Origin of the sequence: Psychrobacter sp. VH5 (assembly GCF_050572635.1) — a bacterium.
GTDB classification, from domain to species: domain Bacteria; phylum Pseudomonadota; class Gammaproteobacteria; order Pseudomonadales; family Moraxellaceae; genus Psychrobacter; species Psychrobacter celer.
The window spans coordinates 887,718-911,151 of record NZ_CP192145.1; the positions used below are offsets into that span (position 1 = coordinate 887,718).

Here is a 23,434-nt window from a genome sequence, read left to right on the forward strand (position 1 = left end):
TAGAGCGATAGCTGCGCCGCTCAATCAACCTTATTACCAACTAAGAGACGTAAACGGATGAACTTTTCGAGACAAGCCTTATTGGGCATTGGGATGATTATCGGCGGTAGCGTGATGCTATACGCTATGGTGCAGCAAATCGGCGATAATAGTCAGCCTGCGCCGACCTCAGCGATGGTCGAAAGCTCAAGTACTGAGCAAACCACGCAGCCGCCATTGACAACAGACATCGAAACAGAAAAACGCATCTTGGCACAAAAACAAAAAGAGCGCGCCGCACGCGTCGCAGAGCAAGAAAGACGTGCTCAGCAGTTTTTGCTTGAGCAAGAAGCCGCTGAAGCTGAAGCACTGGCCAAAGCGCGCGCAGAAAGCCAGCAATATATAACAAATACTACCGCTGCTGACGATAGCGACAGCGCCGCGGCTAAGAAAAAAGACGATACCGCTTCGGCGACAGCAAGTCTTGAAGGTACGGAAAGTTCTGAAAGCGCTGATAGCAATACGGCGCAAGCCGCCGCAGCCGAAAAATTAAAAACTGCCCAGCAGCAAGAAGCCAAACGTCAAGCCGCTCTCAAAGAGCAACAAGCCGCCAAAGAATTGGCACAGCGACAACAGCAAGCGGAACAAGCAAAGCAACAAGCAGAAGCCAAACGTCAAGCAGAAGCTGAGCGTCAGGCTGCCGAGCAGGCCGCTGCAAAAAAGCAAGCGGCTGAAAAAGCTGCCGAAGCCGCCAAAAAAGAGCCGCCCAAATCCCCCATTGACTATGAAGTCAAACGAGGCGACGGCCTGATTAAACTTGCCAGACAGTATAACGTACCGGTGGAAGCGCTAGCTCAGGCAAACAATATGTCACCCTCGACCTCACTGCAGCTGGGTCAGACACTGACTATTCCCTCACGCAAACAAGTACAGCGTCTAGAGCGAGAAGCAGCGGCAGCCGAAAAAGCGCGTGAAGCGCAGCGCAAAAAAGAAGAAGCATTGGCAAAAAAATCAGCAGAGGCCAAACGTGATGCGCAGCAAAAACTGCATGATGCCCGCCAACAGGTCAAGGAAACCGATGCCAAAGGAAGCTTTGGGGTGCAAGTCGCACTTGCCAACGATCAGGCCAAAGCAGATGAATTGGCCAAAAAGTTTCAGGCAGCAGGGTATCAAGTAAAGACCAGTCCGACCAGTCGCGGTGTCCGCGTCATCGTCGGTCCTGAGCGCGGTAAAGTGGCAGCGCTGGCGCTCAAAGACAAGATCAACAGCGACCCTAAAGTAAACACCACCAGCGCTTGGGTATTATACTGGCGCTAAACCGCGACTAATGTATCGCCACTGGTAGTGAGTGCTGGTAGTGAGTATAGACGCCTTCGTTGTTTCGATGATATGAGAAAACACGACACTAGATGTCGTGTTTTTTGTTTTATTGATTGCTCGGCTGGGTAGGTTTCGCTACCATGCTGCGCATTTATTCTGTTTTTGTATCGCCTGTCAGCCTAAAAAGGTTGACCTGCCGTGATTATTCAAATGCCCAGCTGTGCTTGTGAACCGTCGCAGCTGGAACTTGGGTAATCACTTGTTTATTTTATAAGGTAAAACCATGTCGTTTGGCGTTGTATTTTTAATATTGGCTGTTGGGTTTTTAGGGCTAATTACGTTACCAAAACTATCCTCAAAGCGTCAAAGCACCGAGCCTGAGCCAAAGCCTGTGCGCGGTGATGAGTTGGCCATTTGGCCATTTGCACCGATGCCTATCATGACTGATACTGAAGTGGTTTTTTTTAAAAAATTAAAAAACGCCTTGCCCGAGTATCACATATTTGTGCAGGTGCAGCTGTCGCGAATCATTGAAGCCAATAGCGATGAGACCTCCGAGCGTAGCTTTTGGTTTAATCGTATCTGCCGTCAGAGTGTCGATTATGTCATCGTCGATATCGACGCGCAGACCACCTTAATGGCTATCGAGCTTGATGATTGGACACATAGCAGCAAATCACGCCAAAAAGCCGATGACAAAAAGGACAAAGCCCTTGCTAGCGCAGGTATCCCTATCGTGCGCTTTCACGCTGAGCGTATGCCAAGCGCGGATATGCTCAGATATGAGCTGATGCAGGTGATTGAGACGTACTGATAATGATCGTTGTTGGTCGTGATTAAAACTGTCCTCTCGGATTGAGGGTGCGGGCTACTCACACTGCCTCGGATAGATGACAATTGGTCTGTCACCTTCAAAATATAGCCCTGTCTTTGGCAGGCTCTTCTCTGACCAAGCCTGTGCAAGCGCTCGTCTGGCGTAACGGTCATAAAAGCTGCGTTTGGTAAACCACTCAATATAGTACGCGCGCCGCAGAGTGTCCGTATCGAGCGTCGCAAGACTGACGGCGTCGCTTTTATCACACCATTCATGCAGCGGAAAGCTGGGCGTTAGCCAATCTGGTTTATTAAAGCCATAGATATTGAGCGGCAAAAAGAAGCGGCCTTTGATAATACCGTAGCGTTTGTCGATTTTTACTTGGCCGTGATTAGCGGTATCGACCCACACAGCGCGGAACTGCTTGGTCTGCATGTGGGTCATTTTGCGCTGTAAGTTGTCATTGGAATTGATACCGACCCAGTTTGCAGGCTCAAACGGCGGTGCACCCATAAAAAACTTGATCGCCAGCTCCCAGTGTTCGGTCAGATTGTCCTGATGATTGTACAAAATCAGATCCAGCTCGCCCGTCGTCTGTTTGCCGTTATACAACTGCACATTGTTAGCAAGCGTCTCGTACGGATGTAATTTGCGCACAAAGCCATCTTCTAGCCAAAATGATAACAATCCCTCAAAGTGAAAACCTAAGCGATTGGGGCTGGGACGTGCCAGTAGATATCGCGTCAGCGCCTGATACGCATTGGTGGTATCGAGCTCCTCTAAGCGCGTCTGATAGGCTGCAAACTGCTGCTGCCAAAAGTGTGCGCTATGGACCGACACGGTATGTGTGTTCTGATGCGGCGCAACGTCCAACCACTTTGTTAAGACAGTGGGGCAGGCCAGCACATAAGCCAAATCGCGCACATAAGGGCGCCGATAGGCTTCCCACGGTGCGGTATGTAGATAAGTAAACGGGCCATGAGCCGTCGGCTCGATCATAGGATAAACCATCATTACAGTGTACGTTTACCCTAGCGGCTCATGTACCAAAAGTCTATAGTCAATCGATGACGTATTATAAGTCTAAAGTGTTTGTCATCAATGAAGCGTTGAGCGCAATTACGAAGGCATCTTTGTAGTATTTAGTAAGAAGTTATTAACTATAAAAAAAGCCAACCATTAATAGCAATGGTTGGCTTTTTCTTTAACTACGATGTTTGGTCGGAACGGCAGGAGGTAAAGTGTTAGCTGTATATATTGTACTATATAGGTCTTATATTCCTATATATTGATAATACCAACAATAATACCAACAATAATTTTTAGTGATACTGTTTTTAGCTTTGTTAGGTCTTACTTTGTAAGTATTTTCTTTACGCACATTAATTTATGACTTTAATATTCATATGACCTTCTGAGTTATGATCACTAATTTCTTAAATATTGATTCCAAACATAAAGAACCCACTATAATGTAAGCTATAGCTGTTTTATATTAGGTGGTGGGCTTAAGTTAAGGCTTTACATTTAATGTTACTTACAGATATTTTCTTCATAAATATTAGGATGTAACTATGGGTAATCCAAGTAACGGTAGTACGAGTTCAGATCGCAAAGAAATATCAGACCAAGGCGGAAAAATTCGTGGTTCTATAGGTGATGCCGCAATCGGACAGAACCCGGAATCAACTAGCAAACCACCGAAACCACCACATAATCCACATAAATAAACTTCTCTAAAGTGTTAGGACATGACTATGGCTAATCCAAATAACAGTGATTCAAGTTCCAACGGCGACAAAAAATCAGACCGAGGTGGCTGGCCACTTGACCCCTGCCGTCAATCCCGTAGACTTAAACTTGGGAGATTTTAGTTACGCAGCTTGACGATAATAATCAAACCACATCTGTCTTGGCGACTTATAGCTCAAGCCCTTTTGAATCCTCGTTTGATTGTAATACAGCTCAATATAGCCAATGATATCGCTGATGGCTGCAAATCTAGTTTTATAGTTCTGGTGATACACTAGCTCATTCTTCAAGACGCCCCAGAAACTTTCTATCGGAGCGTTGTCGAAACAATTGCCTTTGCCACTCATAGATCCTGTAAACTGATGCTGTTTAATGATCTTGTGGTAGGCATGGCTACAGTACTGACTGCCTCTGTCAGAATGAACGATTAGCCCTTTAGCAGGTCGTTTATTCTTAATCCCCATGTTGAGTGCACGGCATACTAAATCTGCCGTCATACGCTTGTTAATAGCGTAACCGACAAGCTCTTTGGTGTATAAGTCTTTGACCCCTGCTAAGTACAGCCAACCCTCATTCGTCCAGATATAGGTGATGTCGCTGACCCACGACTCGTTAGGGCGCTTAGCGTCAAACTGCTGATCAAGCACGTTATCATAGACCAGTTTGTTGTGATTAGAGTCAGTGGTGATTTTAAAGCGTTTGTGACGACGACATTTAATGCCAAACTCTTCTTTAATACGTCTGACCATGTATAGACTAATATCATGCCCTTGATCGCTTAGATAGGCATGCAGACGATCTATACCATAACGCTCTTTAGTTTCAATGTGTGCGGCTTTGACTAGCAGCTCAGACTGGTTGCGATGTATTTGTTGGTCACTGATATCACGACCTAGCCAGTCATAGTAGCTTGAGGGTTTAACCTGTAGTACGCGGCACATAGTGGTGATGCTAAAGAAGTGCTGGTTATCTTGGATAAAGGCGTACCTGACTAACTGTGCTTTGCAAAGTACGCCGTCGCCTTTTTTAGTATTTCGCGCTCCTCTTCAGCCACTTTGAGCTGCCGCTTTAGGCGTTTTACCTCTTCAAGCGCACTCATAAGTTCAGGGTCATACTGCTTTGTTCCTACAAGTTTGCCTTGATTGGCTTTGTTATGCCAATTTGAGAGCGTTTGCATGGCAATGCCAAGCTGCTTTGCAGTGGCTGAGATATTGCCGTTGTTGTCTGCTATCTTTTTAACAGCTTCGGCTTTAAATTCGTCACTGTAGGTTCTTACTTTCTTGGTCATGGTAAACTCCTGTTATTATGCTTAGTTTACCAAGTTTACTTGTACGGTTTCTTCAGCATAGCTCAAGATGATAACGGAAGCGACATACTTTATTGCAGATAAAGCTTATGGTTTTGAAGCTATTAGAGTAAAGCTCAAGCAAGACAACATAAGCCCTGTCATCCCTAAGAGAAAAAATACTAAACAACCAGACCTAGCATTTGATTACTATTTATACAAGTTAAGGCACTTGGTTGAAAACACGTTTGCAAGGTTAAAACATTATCGTAGTATTGCCACTCGTGTTGAAAACACGTTTGCAAGGTTAAAACATTATCGTAGTATTGCCACTCGTTATAAAAAACTGGCTCGAAATTGTAAGTCTATGATTTATCTGGCTTGTACTATGATTCATTGCAAACTAAATTAGGAATACGCCCTAAATTATTAGACAATAAAAAACCCTCACGAGCGAATAGCTGTAAGGGTTTTTATATATTATGCCTATGATCAACTAAGCTTGATAGTTAAAGTGAGTTAGTCAAAGTTGGTTTACACGCTCGATATGATAGTAAATCTTTTTCTTCACCAAGAATTATATGTAATGCCAATCGATCCACCTTGATCTTACTTATTAGAATCTAATAAATTATAGTTGATGCTTTAAATTACAGCGTCTGAAGTGACAATCACATGGTTTTCCTCAACAGTATCTCCTTTCCACTTCTCAGTCTGATCAACTATTTTGGCCCCAACTAAATCACCAACAACGTTGCCAAAAGTGAAAATCATATCTACTAAGATATTAATACCTGCTGTAAGTGCAACGATTTCAATCGGTAAGCCTGCTTGTGTAAAGACAATAGACATGCCAATTAATCCAGCTCCTGGCACGCCAGCAGTGCCAACAGCTGCCATAGTACCTATTATAACAATAGTAGCCAACTCTGGCGTTGATAACGTCATCCCCATAATTTCTGCGGCAAAAATAACTGCAACACCAAATCGTATTGCTGTACCATTCATATTTATTGTTGCGCCGATAGGCAATGTGAGCTTTGCAACTCGTTCACCAATACCAGCCTTTTCTGCACATTTAATAGTAACTGGTAAAGTACCAATACTACTACTGGTAACAAATGATGTAAAAGCAGCTTCTTTAATATCTTTGTAGAACTGGATAACTTTGATACCAAACACTTTCATCATTATTGGGAACGCAACTCCAACAAGGATGATTACTCCAAGGTATGAAGTGCCGATAAATTTCCCAAGAGCGATAGCAGTGTCTAGTCCTTGAGTTCCAAATGTATTAGCCGTAATACCTAACACTCCAATAGGGGCATATATCAAAATACCATTGAGGATTTTAGATATTACTTCATTACATGCTTCGAGAAGTTTAAATAAGAATTCTCCCATTTCTTGCTGTTTTTTGTCCAACGAATGGCGCATAAACAAAATAGCTAAGCCAGCTATGACGGAAACAAAAACTACTGCTAAAATATTGCCTTGAGCAAGCGCATTAAAAATATTGCTTGGCACCATATTCAGTAGTGTATCTATAAAAGAAGGGCGAACAGGAGCATCCATAACAACTTCTGTAGGCAAAGAAAAACCAGACCCTGGGTTTGTGGCTTTAGCTAAGATGATACCGATTACTACTGCAATACCTGTTGAAAAAAGGTAGAAGGGAAATATTTTCAATCCTATACGACCTAACTCTTTCGGATTTGAGTGATTAACCGCTACCATCAAAGAAAATATTACAAGAGGAATCACGATCATTTTCAACAAGTTTAAAAATAGTGTACCAAGTGGCGCTAAGAAGCTACTATGTTCACCAAGTACAACTCCAAGCAAAATTCCAATTAAAAAGCCGCCGGTCATTTTGACCATAAACGACATACTCATGTACCAACGCCAAATTTTCCCCATTGCTATCTCCGGTTATTTATAATACTTGATGCATATTGCAGAAGCGATATTATGAAGATAGCCAAGAGAATATTGTAATTGTAGACATTCCATTGCCCACTCCTTTTTTATATAGATTAATTTTAGTGTAATTAGGAGAGTACGGTGATAGTAGACAATTCCATTGCCCACTTCTTTGTAGCTCATATCTTTCCGCTATATGCTTGCGTAGCTGATGTCTGAATATCTAATAGCAGTATCAACATATGATTTAAAGATACTAAACATCCTAAATTGTTGGAACAAGCGAATAAAAGTATGGAAAGCATTCCTTTTTTTCTTACTAATGGATATATGGATTTTATATATAATTATAACTAATGCTTTGGATAAATAATAAATTATGAAAACTGATACGAGTAGTTCTTTGGGTTTTAGAGCCTATCCTTCAACTAAAGCTTTGCAATGCTTTGAAACAGCTGCTAGACATTCTAGTTTTACCTATGCCGCTCAAGAAATGCATATGACTCAAAGTGCGGTTAGCAAACAAGTGACTCAATTGGAAGAGATGTTAAATACAGCCTTGTTCTATCGAACATCGAGACAAATTTCGTTAACACCTGCCGGCAAGGTTTATTATATTGAAGTGTTAAATATCCTAAAGCATATTGAAGCTGCGACCAGTAACTTACTGTCACACAATGATGATAGTGAGTTACTTAGAATTATCTCGCATCCTACCCTATGTTCTCGTTGGTTAATTCCGGTTTTGAAAGGGTTTAGTGAGGAGTATCCTTTAATTAACTTAGAGATAATAGAGCAGGTAGGCCCGTTTTTTTCAGAAGATAAAAACGTAGATATTGCTTTTCTATACGGCACAGGAATTTGGGATGGTATGGAGACTGTTAAGCTATTCGATGAGTACAGCATTGCTGTATGTAATCCGACATATCTTCAAAATCGAGATATAAGCTTTAAAAACATAGATAACTATAATTTCATACAGTTCAACTCAAGGCCTAATGCTTGGTATGAATATTTTAAGCAACAGGACCTTAATATTGAAGGAACGATCGACGGGCCACGTTTTGATACTTTCCAGGCTTGTATTTCAGCAGCTTTAGCTGGCTACGGTATCGCTTTAGTCCCATCTCATTTCATAAAATCTGAGTTGCAGTCTACAAATTTGGTAAAGGTATTTGATTATGTCATGCAAGGTCGAGGTTCTTACTATGTTACATACCCATTATCCTTAGGTAACTCATACAAAATAAGGATGATTCTGGAATGGCTTTCAGATTATATCGAAAGTTATACTGAGCATAGCAATGAGTAGAGATTAATTTTCTAATTACTGTTACTGCAATGAATAAAAGGAATGCAAGCCCAACTATTATTCGTTTGTTGAGTAGCTAATATTTTGTTGAAATGAGCATCTAACTTAAGGAAGAGAAAAGAGCTCATGGATAAAATGCATAATGTTACAGATGCTTTTACGATGGTACATCCAGTAACCTTGACTAGAGGCGTTAATGCAAAAGTTTGGGACATTAATGACCGCTGCTATATCGATTTTGTGGGTGGCATAGGGGTCTTGAACTTTGGTCATTGTCATCCTCACATTGTTAGTGCCATTATTAACCAAACCCAATCCCTCATTCATTACGCCTATAATGCGGCCGCTCATACACCGTATCAAACCTTTATGCCGCGATTATGTGAACTCATACCTATTAGTGGTGAGCTTGCAGGTATGCTCACCAACTGCGGTGCAGAAGCCACTGAAAATGCCATAAAAGTTGCGCGTCTTAAAACCAATCGCGTGGGAGTTATTGCTTTTGATGGTGGCTTTCATGGACGTACACTTGCTGCTGTTAATCTGAATGGTAAGGTTGCTCCCTATAAGCGCGGGCTAGGACCTTTGGCGAGCTGTGTCTATCATATACCTTTCCCCAGCCCAGATAATGAAATTAGTGATCAGCAGGCCATTGATGCTTTAAACCGTTTATTCGAAGTAGAAACGGATGTCAACAATATTGGCGCCATTATCGCAGAGCCCGTACAAGGTGAAGGTGGTTTCCAATTAATGTCGCCATCATTCGCTAAATATCTACGTGCTTTCTGTGATGACCATGGTATTTTGCTGATTATGGATGAAATTCAATCAGGCTATGGTCGTACAGGGTTACCATTTGCATTTACGCACTTAGGAATTGAACCGGATATGATACTACTGGGTAAAAGTATCGCAGGAGGATTGCCTTTAGGTGCTGTAATAGGTAAAGCTAGCTTGATGAATGGCTTACCTAAAGGTAGCTTAGGAGGTACTTATTCAGGTAATCCGGTCGCATGTGCAGCAGCAAATGCGACTATAGATATCATGCAAGAGGATGAGGTCTGGGAATCTGCTGATCAATATGCACAAACGATTGAGAATACCATTGCTCAGTGGCAAGAAGAAGGTGTTTCGCCTTGGCTATATGGTCTCACTGGTATTGGCGCTATGCGCGGTATTGAGCTTCGTCATTCTGAATACGGCACTCATCCAAGTATAATGGCGCGCGTTTTAAACCAAGCGCGTGAGCAGGGTCTATTGCTCATGCCTAGTGGTAAACATCGACATATTATTCGTCTGTTACCACCACTGACTATAGAGCCTGAAACGTTACAAGCCGGCCTTGATATCTTAAAGAAGGTGCTCGGCGCTATTCCTGATGAAAACCCTGCTGTCTAGTCTGCACCGCTAATGGTTGCCGCCGCAGTTGATATCTACATTTAAGCTTTGAAAAAAAGGATAAATATTTATGAACAATAATAAAAATGCTATGGGAAGTAATAATTTAAAGGATAGCAATGCTATTCGTCATGAGTTCTCTATGGCGATGTCAGCCATGTATCAATCCGAAGTCCCATTATATGGCGATTTGCTCAATTTAGTCGCTGAAGTAAATACGGAGATGCTAACCCAACATCCAGAGATTAAGGAGCAGTTAGAGCACACTGGAGAGATTGATAGAATCAGTATGGAGCGTCACGGAGCGATTAGATTGGGGACAGCGGCTGAGCTCCACATGATGCGTCGTCTCTTTGCCGTCATGGGTATGTATCCTGTTGGCTATTATGATTTAGCACCCGCTGGTGTGCCAGTTCACTCTACTGCTTTTCGGGCCATTGATGCCCAAGACTTAAATCAAAGCCCATTTCGAGTTTTCACCTCTTTATTGCGTTTAGATTTAATTGGTGATGAAGTATTAAAAAAGGAAGCCATAGCGGCATTAGCTAATCGTCAAATATTTACCGCTAATGTTATTAGACTTATTGAACGCTTTGAAGAGCAGGGCGGTTTAACGTCAGAGGAAGGTGAGCATTTTGTAACAGAGGCTTTAGAGACCTTTCGCTGGCATGATAAAACGCCGGTGTCAAAAGAGCTATATCAACGCTTATTAGAGCAACATGGTCTTATTGCTGACGTAGTGGGCTTTAAAGGCCCGCATATCAATCATTTGACCCCTAGAACGCTGGATATAGATACTGTACAGCAAGGTATGCAGGCAAAAGGTATTCCGCCAAAAGCAATTATCGAAGGGCCACCAAAACGGGATTGTCCGATTTTACTAAGACAGACGAGCTTTAAGGCATTAGAGGAAGCTGTTAGTTTTAAAAATCCAAATGGCGAGTATGAAGAGGGTCATCATACTGCACGATTTGGTGAGATTGAGCAGCGTGGTGTCGCATTAACGCCAAAGGGTAGAGCGATATATGACCAGCTGCTTAGTCAAGCACGCAGCCAGTTAGGCGCCACTCCGAACGAAAGCAATGCTTTACAGTATTATCAAATTTTAGAGAGTGTATTTGAAGCATTTCCCGATGACTATCGAACCCTACATGATGAAGGACTAGCTTACTTTTACTATCAAGCTGTCAATGATGCTCCATATCCAAGTAGCGCTGCTTCTGAGTTAAATCTAAATTCTTCAGAAGAGAATTACTCGGATGACTCTATCTCAAATCAAGCCATGACTCAATTGATTGAGCAGGGTATTGTTCGTCTCGAGCCAATCGTTTATGAGGACTTTTTACCAGTAAGCGCTGCAGGAATTTTTCAGTCTAATTTGCATGATGATAAACAAAGCAGTTATGAAGGTAATTCAAATCAAAACGAATTTGAAAAAGCACTTGGAGTGCATGTATATGATGAATTAGCTTTGTATGCTGATCAACAAGCTAAAAGCATTCACGAATGCTTATGTAGATTAAAGTCTTCTATGTAAGTACTCGGTACATATAATTTACTATTACTAGGGCGTGTCCTCAATTCAATCGATAGCCATCTAAATGGGCTAAAAATGGCCAAATCTGGCCAAACGGTGTCAAATAGCTGACGAATATCTCGATATTATCTGCACTATTTTCCTTGTTTGACGGCGATTTATCTCATTTTTATCACCATTTTTAAAATGAGGACACGCCCTAGATGAGTTTCATTAATCTAGTAATAGCTTCATAAACCTAAATCATTGTATTAGGAAGTGTTTTTAGTGAATAAACTTCTGAAAGTTTTAATAGATAGTCATCAATTTAACCCCAGCCAAATAGAAACTGACGCTGAGAGTCTAGAGCACTGGGGTAAAGACTGGACCAAACACTTCGCTCCTGCTGCGTCTGCCATCGTCTTTCCAAAGACCACTGAACAAGTACAAGCGATTGTCTTGCTTGCTAATCAACACAACGTGGTACTGACGCCAAGTGGTGGTCGTACGGGCCTCTCTGCAGGCGCTGTCGCGTCTAACGGTGAGATTGTCGTCAGTATGGATAAGATGAACCGTATTGGACAGTTCTATCCTGCTGATCGCATGGTTGAGATTGAAGCCGGTGTGGTCACGCAGCAACTGCAACAATTCGCTGAGTCTAAAGACCTCTACTACCCTGTCGACTTTGCTTCAGCAGGTTCCAGTCAAATCGGTGGCAATATTGGCACCAATGCGGGCGGTATTAAGGTCATTCGTTATGGCATGACCCGTCAATGGATCATGGGGCTCACAGTGGTCACTGGTAAAGGTGATATCCTGCAGCTCAATCGCGGCATGATTAAAAACGCCACTGGCTATGATTTGCGTCAATTGTTTATCGGTAGTGAAGGCACGCTAGGCTTAGTCACTCATGCGCAAATAAAGCTTGAGCGTCAGCCACAAGACTTAAATGTCATGGTGCTCGGTATGGATAACTTTAGTGATGTCATGAATGTGCTCTCTGCCTTTCAAGCGAAGATTGATTTGACCGCTTTTGAGTTCTTTGATGATGTGGCGATTGATAAATTGATGGCACATGGTCAAGTACAAGAGCCATTTGAATCGCGTACCAAATTTTATACGCTATTAGAGTTCGAAGCGCCATACGAGCCGATCATGGATGAAGCCATGGCGATATTTGAGCATTGTATGGAACAAGGTTGGGTCGTCGATGGTGTCATGAGCCAGAGCTTGGCACAGGCTGAAGAGCTGTGGAAATTGCGCGAGTATATCTCTGAAACCATCTCAGTATCTACCCCTTATAAGAACGATGTTTCGGTATTAATCAGTTACGTACCTGAATTTATCGCTGAGATTGATCACATCGTCAGCAGCAACTACCCTGACTTTGAAGTGTGCTGGTTCGGTCATATTGGCGATGGCAACTTGCATCTTAATATCTTAAAGCCTGAAAACATGAGTAAAGATGATTTCTTTGCCGAGTGCCAGATTGTCAATAAATACGTATTTGAAACGGTGCAAAAATATGGTGGTTCAGTATCTGCTGAACATGGCGTTGGTATGACCAAAAAGCCTTATCTCAATTATAGCCGTAGCGAGACTGAGATTGATTATCTGCGAGAAGTCAAAAAGGTCTTTGACCCCAATAATATTATGAATCGCGGAAAGATTTTTGATATGTGATTGGTAGGCTAACGATTTATCTCAAAAAAAGACGCTAAACCTAAAGGTTAGCGTCTTTTTTATATAGATAATTCAAATTTCACTATTGTTAGTACCATCTTAAGAAAATACGAGCTATATCGAAGAAGTTTTATATCTGTGTTCTTCATGGGGCTGTAGTAGATAAGGATTAAATATCACACCATTTTCTCAGGATTTTCAGCTGATTAGATGGTGAGCCATAGTTAAATCTAAACTCGCACTCTTTTAAAAACAAATGGAAGTTCTTCTTATTAATCCCATTATACTTTCTTAGAGTTCGTTTAGACTGATTCCAGAAGTTCTCAATGCCATTGATGTGATTGTTCTTACCGCAAGTGAACTCTTTAGAATGATTGACTCTAAAGTGTTTAAACTTGCTCACATCTAATGCATTGTAACTTCGATAGCTATCCGTATAAACAAACCCCAACTCTGACCTTTTCACCTAATAAAATTAGAAAAAGAAATAACCTCTTGAAGCTATATATTCTATAGTGTTAAGAGGTTTTTTTATATCTAAAATAATACTAACTATTTAATAATAACGATTATTTTATGATATTAAGCTCCACAATACTAAAGCGTTTGACACCTAAGTGATTATTGGATAACATGAATTGTATTCACTATTAGCGTATATGTAATGAAAAATAATAAACTTAAGGTTGGGCAAAAACTTGCCAATCCTAGTAAGGATAATTTGTATGTACATCCGTATGCTAAAGCCGCTTTATGTGTTTGGCAGAGATTGAGACCTAAAACGACTTATATCAATATGAAGTTTTTGGATAACTTCTACCGTCCACCACTTCGCTTGGTTGATGGAGGAGACGGTGCTTTCTATTTCTTTAATGATTTTCAAAGAGTCGATCAGGTCTTAAGGTTAGAGAATGATAGTGATTACCCATGTTTAATAATCCCTGAAAGTATTAAAGATGTTCAGCAGCTCGCATGGAGGGATGTTATAGACTTGATATTCTTGAAAGGTATTCACCATCCTGATTTGTTTAAAGCACTTAAATGCACTGCACCTCAAAGTGTTATATGTCAGCTAATGGGAGTTAAGCAACTGACCGTGAAGGAGTATTGCCATTTTGCAGGTATTAGCCAGAGTAGTTATGAATATCGCCAATGTAAGTTTGCACTAGAAGATCGAGTTCTAGGTATTCCTCAAAGTATGAGCTGGTTGAGTGGTGCACCCTAATGAATATAAAGCAGTTTGATAACAGCGAATTACAAAAGGTTTTAGATCATTTAGTGCCACTTGATTCACCGTACTATATAAAACTACAAACCCTGATTATTAACATCATTTATATTAATTCAGGCTTTTGCTTACATAGTGGTGAGCAGACCAACATAGATATGCCAGTACTTGCATCGTCTGAATGTGATGAGCTATGCTGAAGAAACCGTACAAGTAAACTTGGTAAACTAAGCATAATAACAGGAGTTTACCATGACCAAGAAAGTAAGAACCTACAGTGACGAATTTAAAGCCGAAGCTGTTAAAAAGATAGCAGACAACAACGGCAATATCTCAGCCACTGCAAAGCAGCTTGGCATTGCCATGCAAACGCTCTCAAATTGGCATAACAAAGCCAATCAAGGCAAACTTGTAGGAACAAAGCAGTATGACCCTGAACTTATGAGTGCGCTTGAAGAGGTAAAACGCCTAAAGCGGCAGCTCAAAGTGGCTGAAGAGGAGCGCGAAATACTAAAAAAGGCGACGGCGTACTTTGCAAAGCACAGTTAGTCAGGTACGCCTTTATCCAAGATAACCAGCACTTCTTTAGCATCACCACTATGTGCCGCGTACTACAGGTTAAACCCTCAAGCTACTATGACTGGCTAGGTCGTGATATCAGTGACCAACAAATACATCGCAACCAGTCTGAGCTGCTAGTCAAAGCCGCACACATTGAAACTAAAGAGCGTTATGGTATAGATCGTCTGCATGCCTATCTAAGCGATCAAGGGCATGATATTAGTCTATACATGGTCAGACGTATTAAAGAAGAGTTTGGCATTAAATGTCGTCGTCACAAACGCTTTAAAATCACCACTGACTCTAATCACAACAAACTGGTCTATGATAACGTGCTTGATCAGCAGTTTGACGCTAAGCGCCCTAACGAGTCGTGGGTCAGCGACATCACCTATATCTGGACGAATGAGGGTTGGCTGTACTTAGCAGGGGTCAAAGACTTATACACCAAAGAGCTTGTCGGTTACGCTATTAACAAGCGTATGACGGCAGATTTAGTATGCCGTGCACTCAACATGGGGATTAAGAATAAACGACCTGCTAAAGGGCTAATCGTTCATTCTGACAGAGGCAGTCAGTACTGTAGCCATGCCTACCACAAGATCATTAAACAGCATCAGTTTACAGGATCTATGAGTGGCAAAGGCAATTGTTTCGACAACGCTCCGATAGAAAGTTTCTGGGGCGTCTTGAAGAATGAGCTAGTGTATCACCAGAACTATAAAACTAGATTTGCAGCCATCAGCGATATCATTGGCTATATTGAGCTGTATTACAATCAAACGAGGATTCAAAAGGGCTTGAGCTATAAGTCGCCAAGACAGATGTGGTTTGATTATTATCGTCAAGCTGCGTAACTAAAATCTCCCAAGTTTAAGTCTACGGGATTGACGGCAGGGGTCATGAAGCTATTGCCAGGGAAGTCGTCAAAGAGAGGAAGATTGAAGATTGGGCAGTCACTTATATGCTGGTCTTGTTTTACCAGAGGTATGGTCAAGTACATCCTGATAATGAAGCATGGCAGTTTATGAGTGCATATCTGCAAATAATTATTATGATTGCTATACGTAAGGATGAACACTCTGCAAAAGTCAGTCAGCTAAGTGTGCGTCTAAGGATGGGGTTGAAGGACAATAACCCACAAGCTGAGATTGTTAAAAAACTGATTGATATCCATGCTCAACATGTTTCACTGACGAAGGCACTAGCAGCATTACGTGTATATGAAGCTAAGATAAGAAGTGATGAAGAGTCAGGCAAAGTGGTTAATCAAAAGTTGGCTGGTAAAATTGGTCAAATAAGACTTGCCTATGAAGTAGTTGCAGAGAACAAAGCGTTTGTAGGTAAAACCTATACCAGCTCACAAAACAATGAGCTTAGTAAAGAACACACTAATAAGCGATACCTTAATAGTGCTGATGAGCTAATACGAGTCACAATATTTGGTAGACCCCATAAAAATGATAACGTATCGGACGCTGAGAATATTGCTGATGATGACCCGCCTGCGCTCTTAGATAATGATTTTAAGCCTTCCAGTACAACCGCTAAATCCTCAGAATTACAGCAATGGAAGCTAAAAAACAATTATCGACATGCCCGCCGTAACCAGTTTCATTTTCCTACTAATCTACGTCAACTAAGTCTACTGAGCTATCAGATGTTATTTGCTCGGGTGTGGCAGCTTTTTGGCGTTGTTAGCTATAAACAGCGTCAGGTTTATGCGGTCATATTACTATCACTACTAAGTGGTCGGAAGGTCCAAGACGTGATTTATGAGTTAGAACTGGATAAAAGTCAGCGCAAGTGGTTGAGTCATGAGAGCGGTTCGGCTGCTGATAGTTATGCTATGAGTAATACTATTAACGTAACTTCAAATCGTAGAAGCCACTTATTGCCACATCGTCAAAGCCATGATAATGAATTTAAATTACCTCTGCCAGCGAGGCTACAAGCAGTTATTGAAAATAAGTTTTCGGTGGCAGGCGATGAAGTGGCTGAAGTGCTGGCAAGCTTGAAAGTGCAACTAGAGCTACCGGTGTTATCAAATCAGCATATTGACGCTTGTTTATATACAGTTATAAAGAATGAGCTGCAAGAGCCATTACATGCCGACATGGTTACTGGAGTTGATGTGAAACACAGCTCGCCCTTGTACTACACCAGTATTGAGACAATAAGCTTAGAGAAGACTTACTACAGCGCCATACAACTATTGACCGAATACTGTACTGCGGACAGCCAAGGTGAGCTGCGACAGCTTAGTATGTCTAGCACGAAAAGCAATCGTTATAAAAAATATATTGGTAGTGACATGACTTTAAATATTGATATCTGCCAAAGATTTTTTGATGAGCTTGCTGAAGCAACTGAGAGTTATAACGGTCGATTAAAGCGGAACGTAAGCATAAGGCAGGACCGTTATATTGAGCAGTTTAATGCTTATGGTGTCTGGTTATGGCACATCATCTTTATTCAGACTGGTATTAGACCCGTAAAGCATGCGCCTGGGCTTTTAAATCAATTTGATTTTAGGCAAAGGCTGTTATGGGTGTCGGATAAAGAAGAGCGTCAGGGACAAGGGCAGGGAAGGCTTATTCCTCTTAGTGATTTCTTAATCACAGCGATTCAAAATTATATTGAATATATCAAGCAATTTGCGGTCATGCATAATTCTATATACCCAAATGACCAATTTCCTATAAATAAAATTTTGAACTCTAGTCAGCCACTCATTCAGCTATTTAGCCAAAATCCCAAAGGCTTTACCGGTATTAAACCTAGTAAGGTTCGCTATCAGATAAAACACTTTTTTAGTCACCAAGACAACTGGCTTAGACATCAATTACGCTCACTACTAACGAATAAGTCTCCTGAGCATTTGATCTGCGCCCTATATGGTCATGAACATCCAGATCAGGAGGCTATGCATCCCATGTCGTCATTATCCATTAATGAGCTAAAAGCGTTATCCGCTGACTTAGAGAAAGTTGCAGTTGAGCTTAATCTACGACAAGTTGAGGTGAATATATATGGATAATGCCGTTGCTCATCAGTTAAGAGAAGAAAATAAAAGCAAGAGTCATGAGAGTATCAAAAATGAGGCAAAATTTTTGATAGCTTCGTATGTTGATGACAATCACATACTCACAGGAACAGACCTAACTGAATACTATCAAACCATTGGTAGCATACTTGAGGTGCATTTTGATACTGCGCATAGCTATCACTTAGCCAGACAAGGATTTTTAGAATACATACGGAGTTATAACAAATCTCATGAACTGAGTATGGATGAACCAGTTGTGCCAGTCATAGCAGAGCGTGATCATTTAACAATATCCTATGATTGGATGGTAAGTGGTGCTCAAGTAAGCCTTGCTAGCCAGCAAATAATTGAGATATGGCAACGGAAAAGAAGGTTCTCAAACAATGATTTGATTGAGTCAGTGCTCTACTGTAGCGTGATGTATGGGGGATTGAATGACATAGATGTGTTAAAAGCACTGTATCAATGGCTCCTAGGCGAACGTGACATATATCAATTGCAGCTACCAGCAACTGATGAATTACCAGATTCAGGTGTCAGCAGCGGGAGTTTGGCGCTAATCTTGCTCAGTATTGATGATGACAATTACGGTTGTTCTTATACGCAAAGTCATACCTCAGAGGATGTATCTGCTACAAGCTTACAGCGCTATGTAGAGTACATACCTGATGATATGACACTTTGCTTTTTATACGCGCTAAAAGATAAAAAGTTAAAAAAAGAAGATGTGAAGTCGTTTGAAACCATTATCAGTGATATTTGTAAGAAGCTAAAACTACAAAATAAAGATAAAAGTAAACCGCATTTATCACAGTTAATAAAATACGCTGACTATCATTGGCGGCAGATGAAGGGAGGCGATATAGACACTGCACTGGCTATTGTTAGACAGGGCAAGATTAAAACGACGGGCTTAACCACAAATAAGCTTATTAATTATAATCAAGAGGTGATTAACTCAAATCTACAGCCGCTCACTTGGGAAGAGTTATTTGTAGCAAGCTTTTCAGAATCTGACGAAAAAGGCACCAATAGTAGGGAGTATCCAAGTTTTAGTAAGAATCTTATTAAAGAGGTTCAAGATGCCCTTAAGGGCAGTAAAGCCCCAGCTATTGTAAAACTAGAGCTGTTGCAGCAGGAGTTTACTCAACCTAATGCTACGCGTCTTTTAGGATGGGTCAATAGCTTGTTGAGTGATAGTAATAACAGGTTAGATACCATTAGTAAATATCTGGGATGTATTGGTCGGGATTGGCTGATGCTAACAATGGATGAGAATCTTGATGAATGGTCTGGTGAGGACTTTGAAGCTGTATATGAGGAGATCATTCAAAGTAAGATTAAGGATGGAAGAAAGCAGTCTATTTTAAACAAAGAATCAGACTTTGGCGAAGACAATCTAGATACGGATGATGATTTAGTTGGCTGTGCAGACGATGTGTTAAGTCAAGGTAGTCTCAATGTCTTGAATAATGTGTATTTAAAGAAAAATAAAGTTTCATATCTGGATAAGCTCAAAGATACTCAAAAATTTACTTACGGCAGACTACGAGCTTTCCATGATTATCAGCGAGCGCACTATAATGCGCCATTTGTGTATTTCCCGTGGGGTAATAAACGCCAAGTGGTAAATGCGAACATGATATCACCTCGGATATATCATGCGATGAAAGAGTATCTGGTCAACTCGGATTTAGACGATGAACAGAAAAACCTTTGCTTAGTAGTCTTAAGTCTTGCGTATCGGACAGGGTTGCGAATCAAAGAACTTATCGGTGTTAAAGTTCGTGATATAGCTGACATCTATATTGATGAGCATGGACAACGAATAGAGCAGCCACAAATATGGTTAAGACCAAATCGCTATCGGAGATTGAAAAGTAGCAGCGCAAGCCGCCTTATACCCATTAACTGCCTACTTAAGAAAGACGAGCTAAAACAACTTACTCAGTTATATCGTCAGCAGAAAAGATTGAAGCGTCGTTACTTGTTTTCTCAAGGTTCAGGCGATCAGCCATTACCCAGTGTGGTTTTTAGTAATCTCATGAAGTTAATTTGGGACAGATTGCTAGGAAAGCACGACTTCACATTTCATAGCTTTAGGCATACTGCGATTAGTCAGCTGGCGTTAGTACTAAGTAAGTCGCCATTGGCACAGGTGATGACTGATTATGATAATGAGCAGTGCGAAAAAGTAATAAAAGGCGTCCTTGGCTATCACAAGGATCAAGGCTCCTGGTTTGGGCTGGCTAGCTTTGCAGGGCATTTAACGTGCGACACAACCTTCGAGCATTATATTCATACTGCTCATCTGCTGGCAGGGGAACAGCTCAGTAACGCTTACTTAGAGCTACCTATAACCGTTTTAGACTTAATAACAGGACTAGATTATTCTGTTATATATAGACAAGACAAAACTGCTTATGATGCAACGACAAAGACGGTGCAGCTAAATAAGATAAGATCATATTTACTTAAAAAAATAGCTATTAATAAAACACCATTATTTAAGAACGTAGATGAACCTGATAACAATACTAGTCACCAACTGTTAAAAGGTAATTTGAATGGATTTAATGAGTCAAATACAAATTCAATTTTCATTCATCCTAAATATGCGGACGTCATAGGTTTTCTAAAGGAAATGCAAGAATTAAAAGAAAACTCTCGAGATGAGCTGTTACCTGAAGTGGCTATTAGACATGGTATAAGTTTAAATGAATCTAAATGCTTATACCTGCGCGCTAGTGAGCTGTTCGACGATGACAGGCTATTACTAGGTAGGCCTAAAGGTAGAAAAAACCAGGAAGTAATAATTAGAGCATTAGATAGGGCGTATCAGATGTCTATAAAGGATCCTGAGAAGTTGAGAATGTTTATTGAAATATTTGCACATAAACATAACTTGAATTACTCATCGATTCATTTTGGTATTAAGGAGACCCAGCTTAAAATGCTACAGAGTTTTATGCTGGTAGGTTGTCAGCTTATTGATGCCGGTCATTGGCAGGTTAGGGCATATAGTGAGCAAGTTGTAAGTAATGTTAAAAAAGACTTGAGTCTGAACAGCTCAATACGTGTCGGTGCTCGTGAGAATTTTCATGGCTATGAAGTAAGGGTTGTACAGAAAAAGCGTAAGAGGTCAGAGAATAATATGGCTTTAACTAAAGACTATTATGCTTCATCAGGCGTGCTCAAGTACTTAGGATATTTGTTGATGGTATTAGTAGCTAACTAAGAGGAGGAGCCCATCTCAGATTCTGGTAGAACCTCAACATTAATTATCAAGTCATTTTATTTACTTTGTGCGCAGTACTAACAATCATATTTGCTGCTTGTGTAACTTCTGCTTCAGTAGTCATACGACCCACACAAATTCGTAATGTCGTTTCAGCTTTTTCTTTATTTATACCTATTGCTTTTAAAAGTGGAGGGTATTCCCGATTCAACCCATCACAAGCTGAGCTAAGAGAAAAGGCAAGATGGGGTTGTAGGTTGTTCAATAACTGAACACTATCTACACCTGATATTGCAAGGTACAAGTTTCCTGGATGGCGGCTCTCAGCATCTCCAATAACTTCAATATCAAGTTTTTTGCTTAAGTTTTCGAGGAGTATTTGGCGTAGCTGTTTGAGCGACTCAGCTTCTACCTCTTTATTCTCGCACATTATCTCAGCCGCTTTTTGAAAGCCGACTATTAAAGGAGTAGCCAGAGTTCCAGCTCGTAGTCCATCTTGCTGTCCGCCACCCACAATCATAGGTTCAAAGTCAGGGTTTTGTAAGTGTTTAGAGTAAAGTAGACCAATTCCCGAAGGGCCATATATTTTGTGAGCAGATAAAGTCAGGAAATCCACATCTAGATTCAAGCAGCTGATAGGTAAGTAGCCTGCTTGTGAGGCATCTACGTGAAGAAAGACATTGTTCTGGTTGCATATCTCAGAGATAGCGCTAATAGGTTGGTTTGTACCGATAACTCCATTTGTCATGGCGCAAGATACCCAGAGTACATCATTGCGATCTAAGTGATGCTCAAGATTTTCGAGGTTAATTTTACCGTTATCATTTAAGTCTATATATATCAGGTTTAAATTCAGCTTTTTAGATATAAGCTCTAGGGGAGCTAATACAGACTTATGTTCTAAATAACTGGTTAAAATAGTGTTAGCATTCGGCTTTAGACCTTTAGCAATCTTAATACCTGCGGTAATTGCTAAGTTATTAGCTTCAGTTGCACCCGACGTAAATATAAGCTCATCCTCAAAACAATCATAGATTTCTGAAAAACTCTCCAAAGCATCTTTAATTACTTGTTCTTTAGACCAGCCAAAAGCATGGTTAACTGAGTGGGGATTACCAGGCTGAGTCCATAATTCATCCATTGCTTCAACGACTAAAGTATCGCAGGGAGTATGTGAGTTGTAATCTAAGTATATGTTTTTCATAGAAATTATTAAGATCCCAAGGATTTATGTTGAATATTATTATCGTTTTTAAGCTTACATAACTATATTATCATGATACAATAATCTTCATTGGAGAGTTCTCCCAATGAAGAAATGCTTATATTATACAAATAAACTGGGTTGATAAAATTTTATGCGTTATTTTGCCTCTTTGATTAAAAATATTAAACCTACACTTTCTGGTCACGATACATTTCCTTTACGGTATGGATGGATTAAAAAGGCATACGATCAGATTGAAGCCCAGCCTGATGTCAACAATGTATTCTCTCAGGATACTGCTATTGCAGATTTTGGCGTAGGTAAGAATATGCTTAATGCTATGAGATTTTGGTCGACTCATACTGCTATGCTTTATAGAGAGGATAGTGCTTACAAAAATACCCATAAGGGATTAGGTGCCGATCAATTCTCTGATCATAACAATATAGACGCAACTAAGCATGTTAACAGCTTTTATAATGCTGAAAATTTTCTTAGCGATAATGGACTTGACCCTTACTTAGAATCACCATCGACTATCTGGTTACTTCACCACTGCCTAGTAACGAACCCTAACTTAATAAGTTATTACTGGTTCTTTAATATCAATACAAAGTCGGAACTCACAAGAGAGGACTTTGCAAGACTTTTGAAAGAGTTTATGAGAGATCATAATCTATCAGTCCCATCAGAATCTACTATAAAGCGTGATATTGAATGCTTTATCCAAAATTATACGACAAAACGTCGCAAGGCCAATGAAGATTTCGAAAGTACCTTAGAGGGTCCTCTCGTTGAACTAGATCTTTTAACCCGTGTTAGCAAACAAAATATTAGGGCGTTAAGAGGTGAGAAGAACTCTCTAACATTGCATGTATTTGTATATGCTCTCATTAACTTTTGGAAAGTACATAATGGGGCTGCAGATACTCTCTCTTTGGAAATGTGTACCCTTGATGAGTGCTCGCCAGGTCGAGTGTTTATGTTAGATGAGGAGGCTATTATTGGATTCGCTGAGCAGTTGCAAAACTCAGACTACTCTTTAGCTTGGACACAGTCTGCAGGTATCAGACAGTTTCAGGTTACTGATGGCAGTGATTTAGACGATATATTAGAGCAAAGTATACGCTTTATGAAAGACGAAGATTATAGTCGATAATAAAATCACA

The 23,434-nt window shown here is 40.7% G+C and carries 16 protein-coding genes and 2 pseudogenes; 13 read left to right on the forward strand and 5 right to left on the reverse strand.

Features of this window, described 5'->3' with window-relative positions; genetic code table 11:
• Nucleotides 1-57 precede the first annotated feature (57 nt).
• Nucleotides 58-1,296, forward strand: coding sequence for a LysM peptidoglycan-binding domain-containing protein (locus ACNFVB_RS03750; RefSeq protein ID WP_430738152.1), 1,239 nt, complete (start codon nucleotides 58-60; stop codon nucleotides 1,294-1,296).
• Between the two features lie 286 nt (nucleotides 1,297-1,582).
• Nucleotides 1,583-2,113, forward strand: a complete 531-nt coding sequence (locus ACNFVB_RS03755) for a DUF2726 domain-containing protein (protein WP_430738153.1) — start codon at nucleotides 1,583-1,585, stop codon at nucleotides 2,111-2,113.
• A gap of 54 nt (nucleotides 2,114-2,167) precedes the next feature.
• Here ACNFVB_RS03755 and ACNFVB_RS03760 read toward each other — a convergent pair whose 3' ends face one another.
• Nucleotides 2,168-3,127, reverse strand: a complete 960-nt coding sequence (locus ACNFVB_RS03760; RefSeq protein ID WP_430738154.1) for a DUF1853 family protein — start codon at nucleotides 3,125-3,127, stop codon at nucleotides 2,168-2,170.
• 560 nt (nucleotides 3,128-3,687) lie between these two features.
• Here ACNFVB_RS03760 and ACNFVB_RS03765 point away from each other — a divergent pair.
• Nucleotides 3,688-3,843, forward strand: coding sequence for a hypothetical protein (locus tag ACNFVB_RS03765; protein WP_192992168.1), 156 nt, complete (start codon nucleotides 3,688-3,690; stop codon nucleotides 3,841-3,843).
• 144 nt (nucleotides 3,844-3,987) lie between these two features.
• On the opposite strand, the gene ACNFVB_RS03770 is transcribed toward ACNFVB_RS03765, so the two are convergent.
• A protein-coding gene (locus ACNFVB_RS03770; RefSeq protein ID WP_430737065.1) for an IS3 family transposase occupies nucleotides 3,988-5,153 on the reverse strand; the annotation gives its coding sequence in 2 pieces (ribosomal slippage) (nucleotides 3,988-4,895 and nucleotides 4,895-5,153; 1,167 coding nt in all).
• Nucleotides 5,154-5,214: 61 nt separating this feature from the next.
• Between ACNFVB_RS03770 and ACNFVB_RS03775 the strand changes: the two are divergent.
• A pseudogene (locus tag ACNFVB_RS03775) lies at nucleotides 5,215-5,562 on the forward strand (transposase); the annotation flags it as partial.
• Between the two features lie 233 nt (nucleotides 5,563-5,795).
• Here ACNFVB_RS03775 and ACNFVB_RS03780 read toward each other — a convergent pair.
• Complete coding sequence (locus ACNFVB_RS03780; protein WP_430738155.1) at nucleotides 5,796-7,046, reverse strand: dicarboxylate/amino acid:cation symporter; 1,251 nt, start codon at nucleotides 7,044-7,046, stop codon at nucleotides 5,796-5,798.
• A gap of 406 nt (nucleotides 7,047-7,452) precedes the next feature.
• Here ACNFVB_RS03780 and ACNFVB_RS03785 point away from each other — a divergent pair, with 406 nt between their 5' ends.
• The 4 genes from ACNFVB_RS03785 (at nucleotide 7,453) to ACNFVB_RS03800 (ending at nucleotide 12,982) form a co-directional block, all read left to right on the forward strand.
• A complete protein-coding gene (locus ACNFVB_RS03785; RefSeq protein WP_430738156.1) occupies nucleotides 7,453-8,385 on the forward strand; it encodes a LysR substrate-binding domain-containing protein in 933 nt (310 codons plus the stop codon).
• A gap of 126 nt (nucleotides 8,386-8,511) precedes the next feature.
• Complete coding sequence (locus ACNFVB_RS03790) at nucleotides 8,512-9,783, forward strand: 2-aminoadipate transaminase (protein ID WP_430738157.1); 1,272 nt, start codon at nucleotides 8,512-8,514, stop codon at nucleotides 9,781-9,783.
• 70 nt (nucleotides 9,784-9,853) lie between these two features.
• Entirely contained in the window at nucleotides 9,854-11,320 is a 1,467-nt protein-coding gene (hglS, locus tag ACNFVB_RS03795; protein ID WP_430738158.1) for a 2-oxoadipate dioxygenase/decarboxylase HglS, read from the forward strand.
• A 258-nt stretch (nucleotides 11,321-11,578) separates the two neighbouring features.
• Nucleotides 11,579-12,982, forward strand: coding sequence for an FAD-binding oxidoreductase (locus tag ACNFVB_RS03800; RefSeq protein ID WP_238050497.1), 1,404 nt, complete (start codon nucleotides 11,579-11,581; stop codon nucleotides 12,980-12,982).
• Nucleotides 12,983-13,151: 169 nt separating this feature from the next.
• On the opposite strand, the pseudogene ACNFVB_RS03805 reads toward ACNFVB_RS03800, so the two are convergent.
• Nucleotides 13,152-13,424: pseudogene (locus tag ACNFVB_RS03805) on the reverse strand (transposase); the annotation flags it as partial.
• 222 nt (nucleotides 13,425-13,646) lie between these two features.
• Here ACNFVB_RS03805 and ACNFVB_RS03810 point away from each other — a divergent pair.
• The 4 genes from ACNFVB_RS03810 to ACNFVB_RS03825 all read left to right on the forward strand — a co-directional run bounded on the left by ACNFVB_RS03810 (nucleotide 13,647) and on the right by ACNFVB_RS03825 (nucleotide 21,058).
• Nucleotides 13,647-14,207, forward strand: coding sequence for a hypothetical protein (locus tag ACNFVB_RS03810; protein WP_430738159.1), 561 nt, complete (start codon nucleotides 13,647-13,649; stop codon nucleotides 14,205-14,207).
• Nucleotides 14,208-14,462: 255 nt separating this feature from the next.
• Nucleotides 14,463-15,628, forward strand: a protein-coding gene (locus ACNFVB_RS03815; protein ID WP_430737065.1) for an IS3 family transposase whose coding sequence is annotated in 2 segments (ribosomal slippage) — nucleotides 14,463-14,721 and nucleotides 14,721-15,628 — 1,167 coding nt in all. Because the reading frame shifts where the segments join, the coding sequence is not laid out codon by codon here.
• Nucleotides 15,629-15,798: 170 nt separating this feature from the next.
• A complete protein-coding gene (locus ACNFVB_RS03820) occupies nucleotides 15,799-17,811 on the forward strand; it encodes a hypothetical protein (RefSeq protein WP_430738160.1) in 2,013 nt (670 codons plus the stop codon).
• The gene (locus ACNFVB_RS03825; protein WP_430738161.1) at nucleotides 17,804-21,058 is read left to right on the forward strand and encodes a tyrosine-type recombinase/integrase; all 3,255 of its coding nucleotides are present in this window, start codon (nucleotides 17,804-17,806) and stop codon (nucleotides 21,056-21,058) included. The genes ACNFVB_RS03820 and ACNFVB_RS03825 overlap by 8 nt, the downstream gene beginning before the upstream one ends.
• A 46-nt stretch (nucleotides 21,059-21,104) precedes the next feature.
• Here the strand turns inward: ACNFVB_RS03825 and ACNFVB_RS03830 are convergent, their stop codons facing one another.
• Nucleotides 21,105-22,262, reverse strand: a complete 1,158-nt coding sequence (locus tag ACNFVB_RS03830; protein ID WP_430738162.1) for a cysteine desulfurase family protein — start codon at nucleotides 22,260-22,262, stop codon at nucleotides 21,105-21,107.
• 154 nt (nucleotides 22,263-22,416) lie between these two features.
• Here ACNFVB_RS03830 and ACNFVB_RS03835 point away from each other — a divergent pair, with 154 nt between their 5' ends.
• Nucleotides 22,417-23,424, forward strand: a complete 1,008-nt coding sequence (locus tag ACNFVB_RS03835; RefSeq protein ID WP_430738163.1) for a DUF4007 family protein — start codon at nucleotides 22,417-22,419, stop codon at nucleotides 23,422-23,424.
• Nucleotides 23,425-23,434 lie beyond the last annotated feature (10 nt).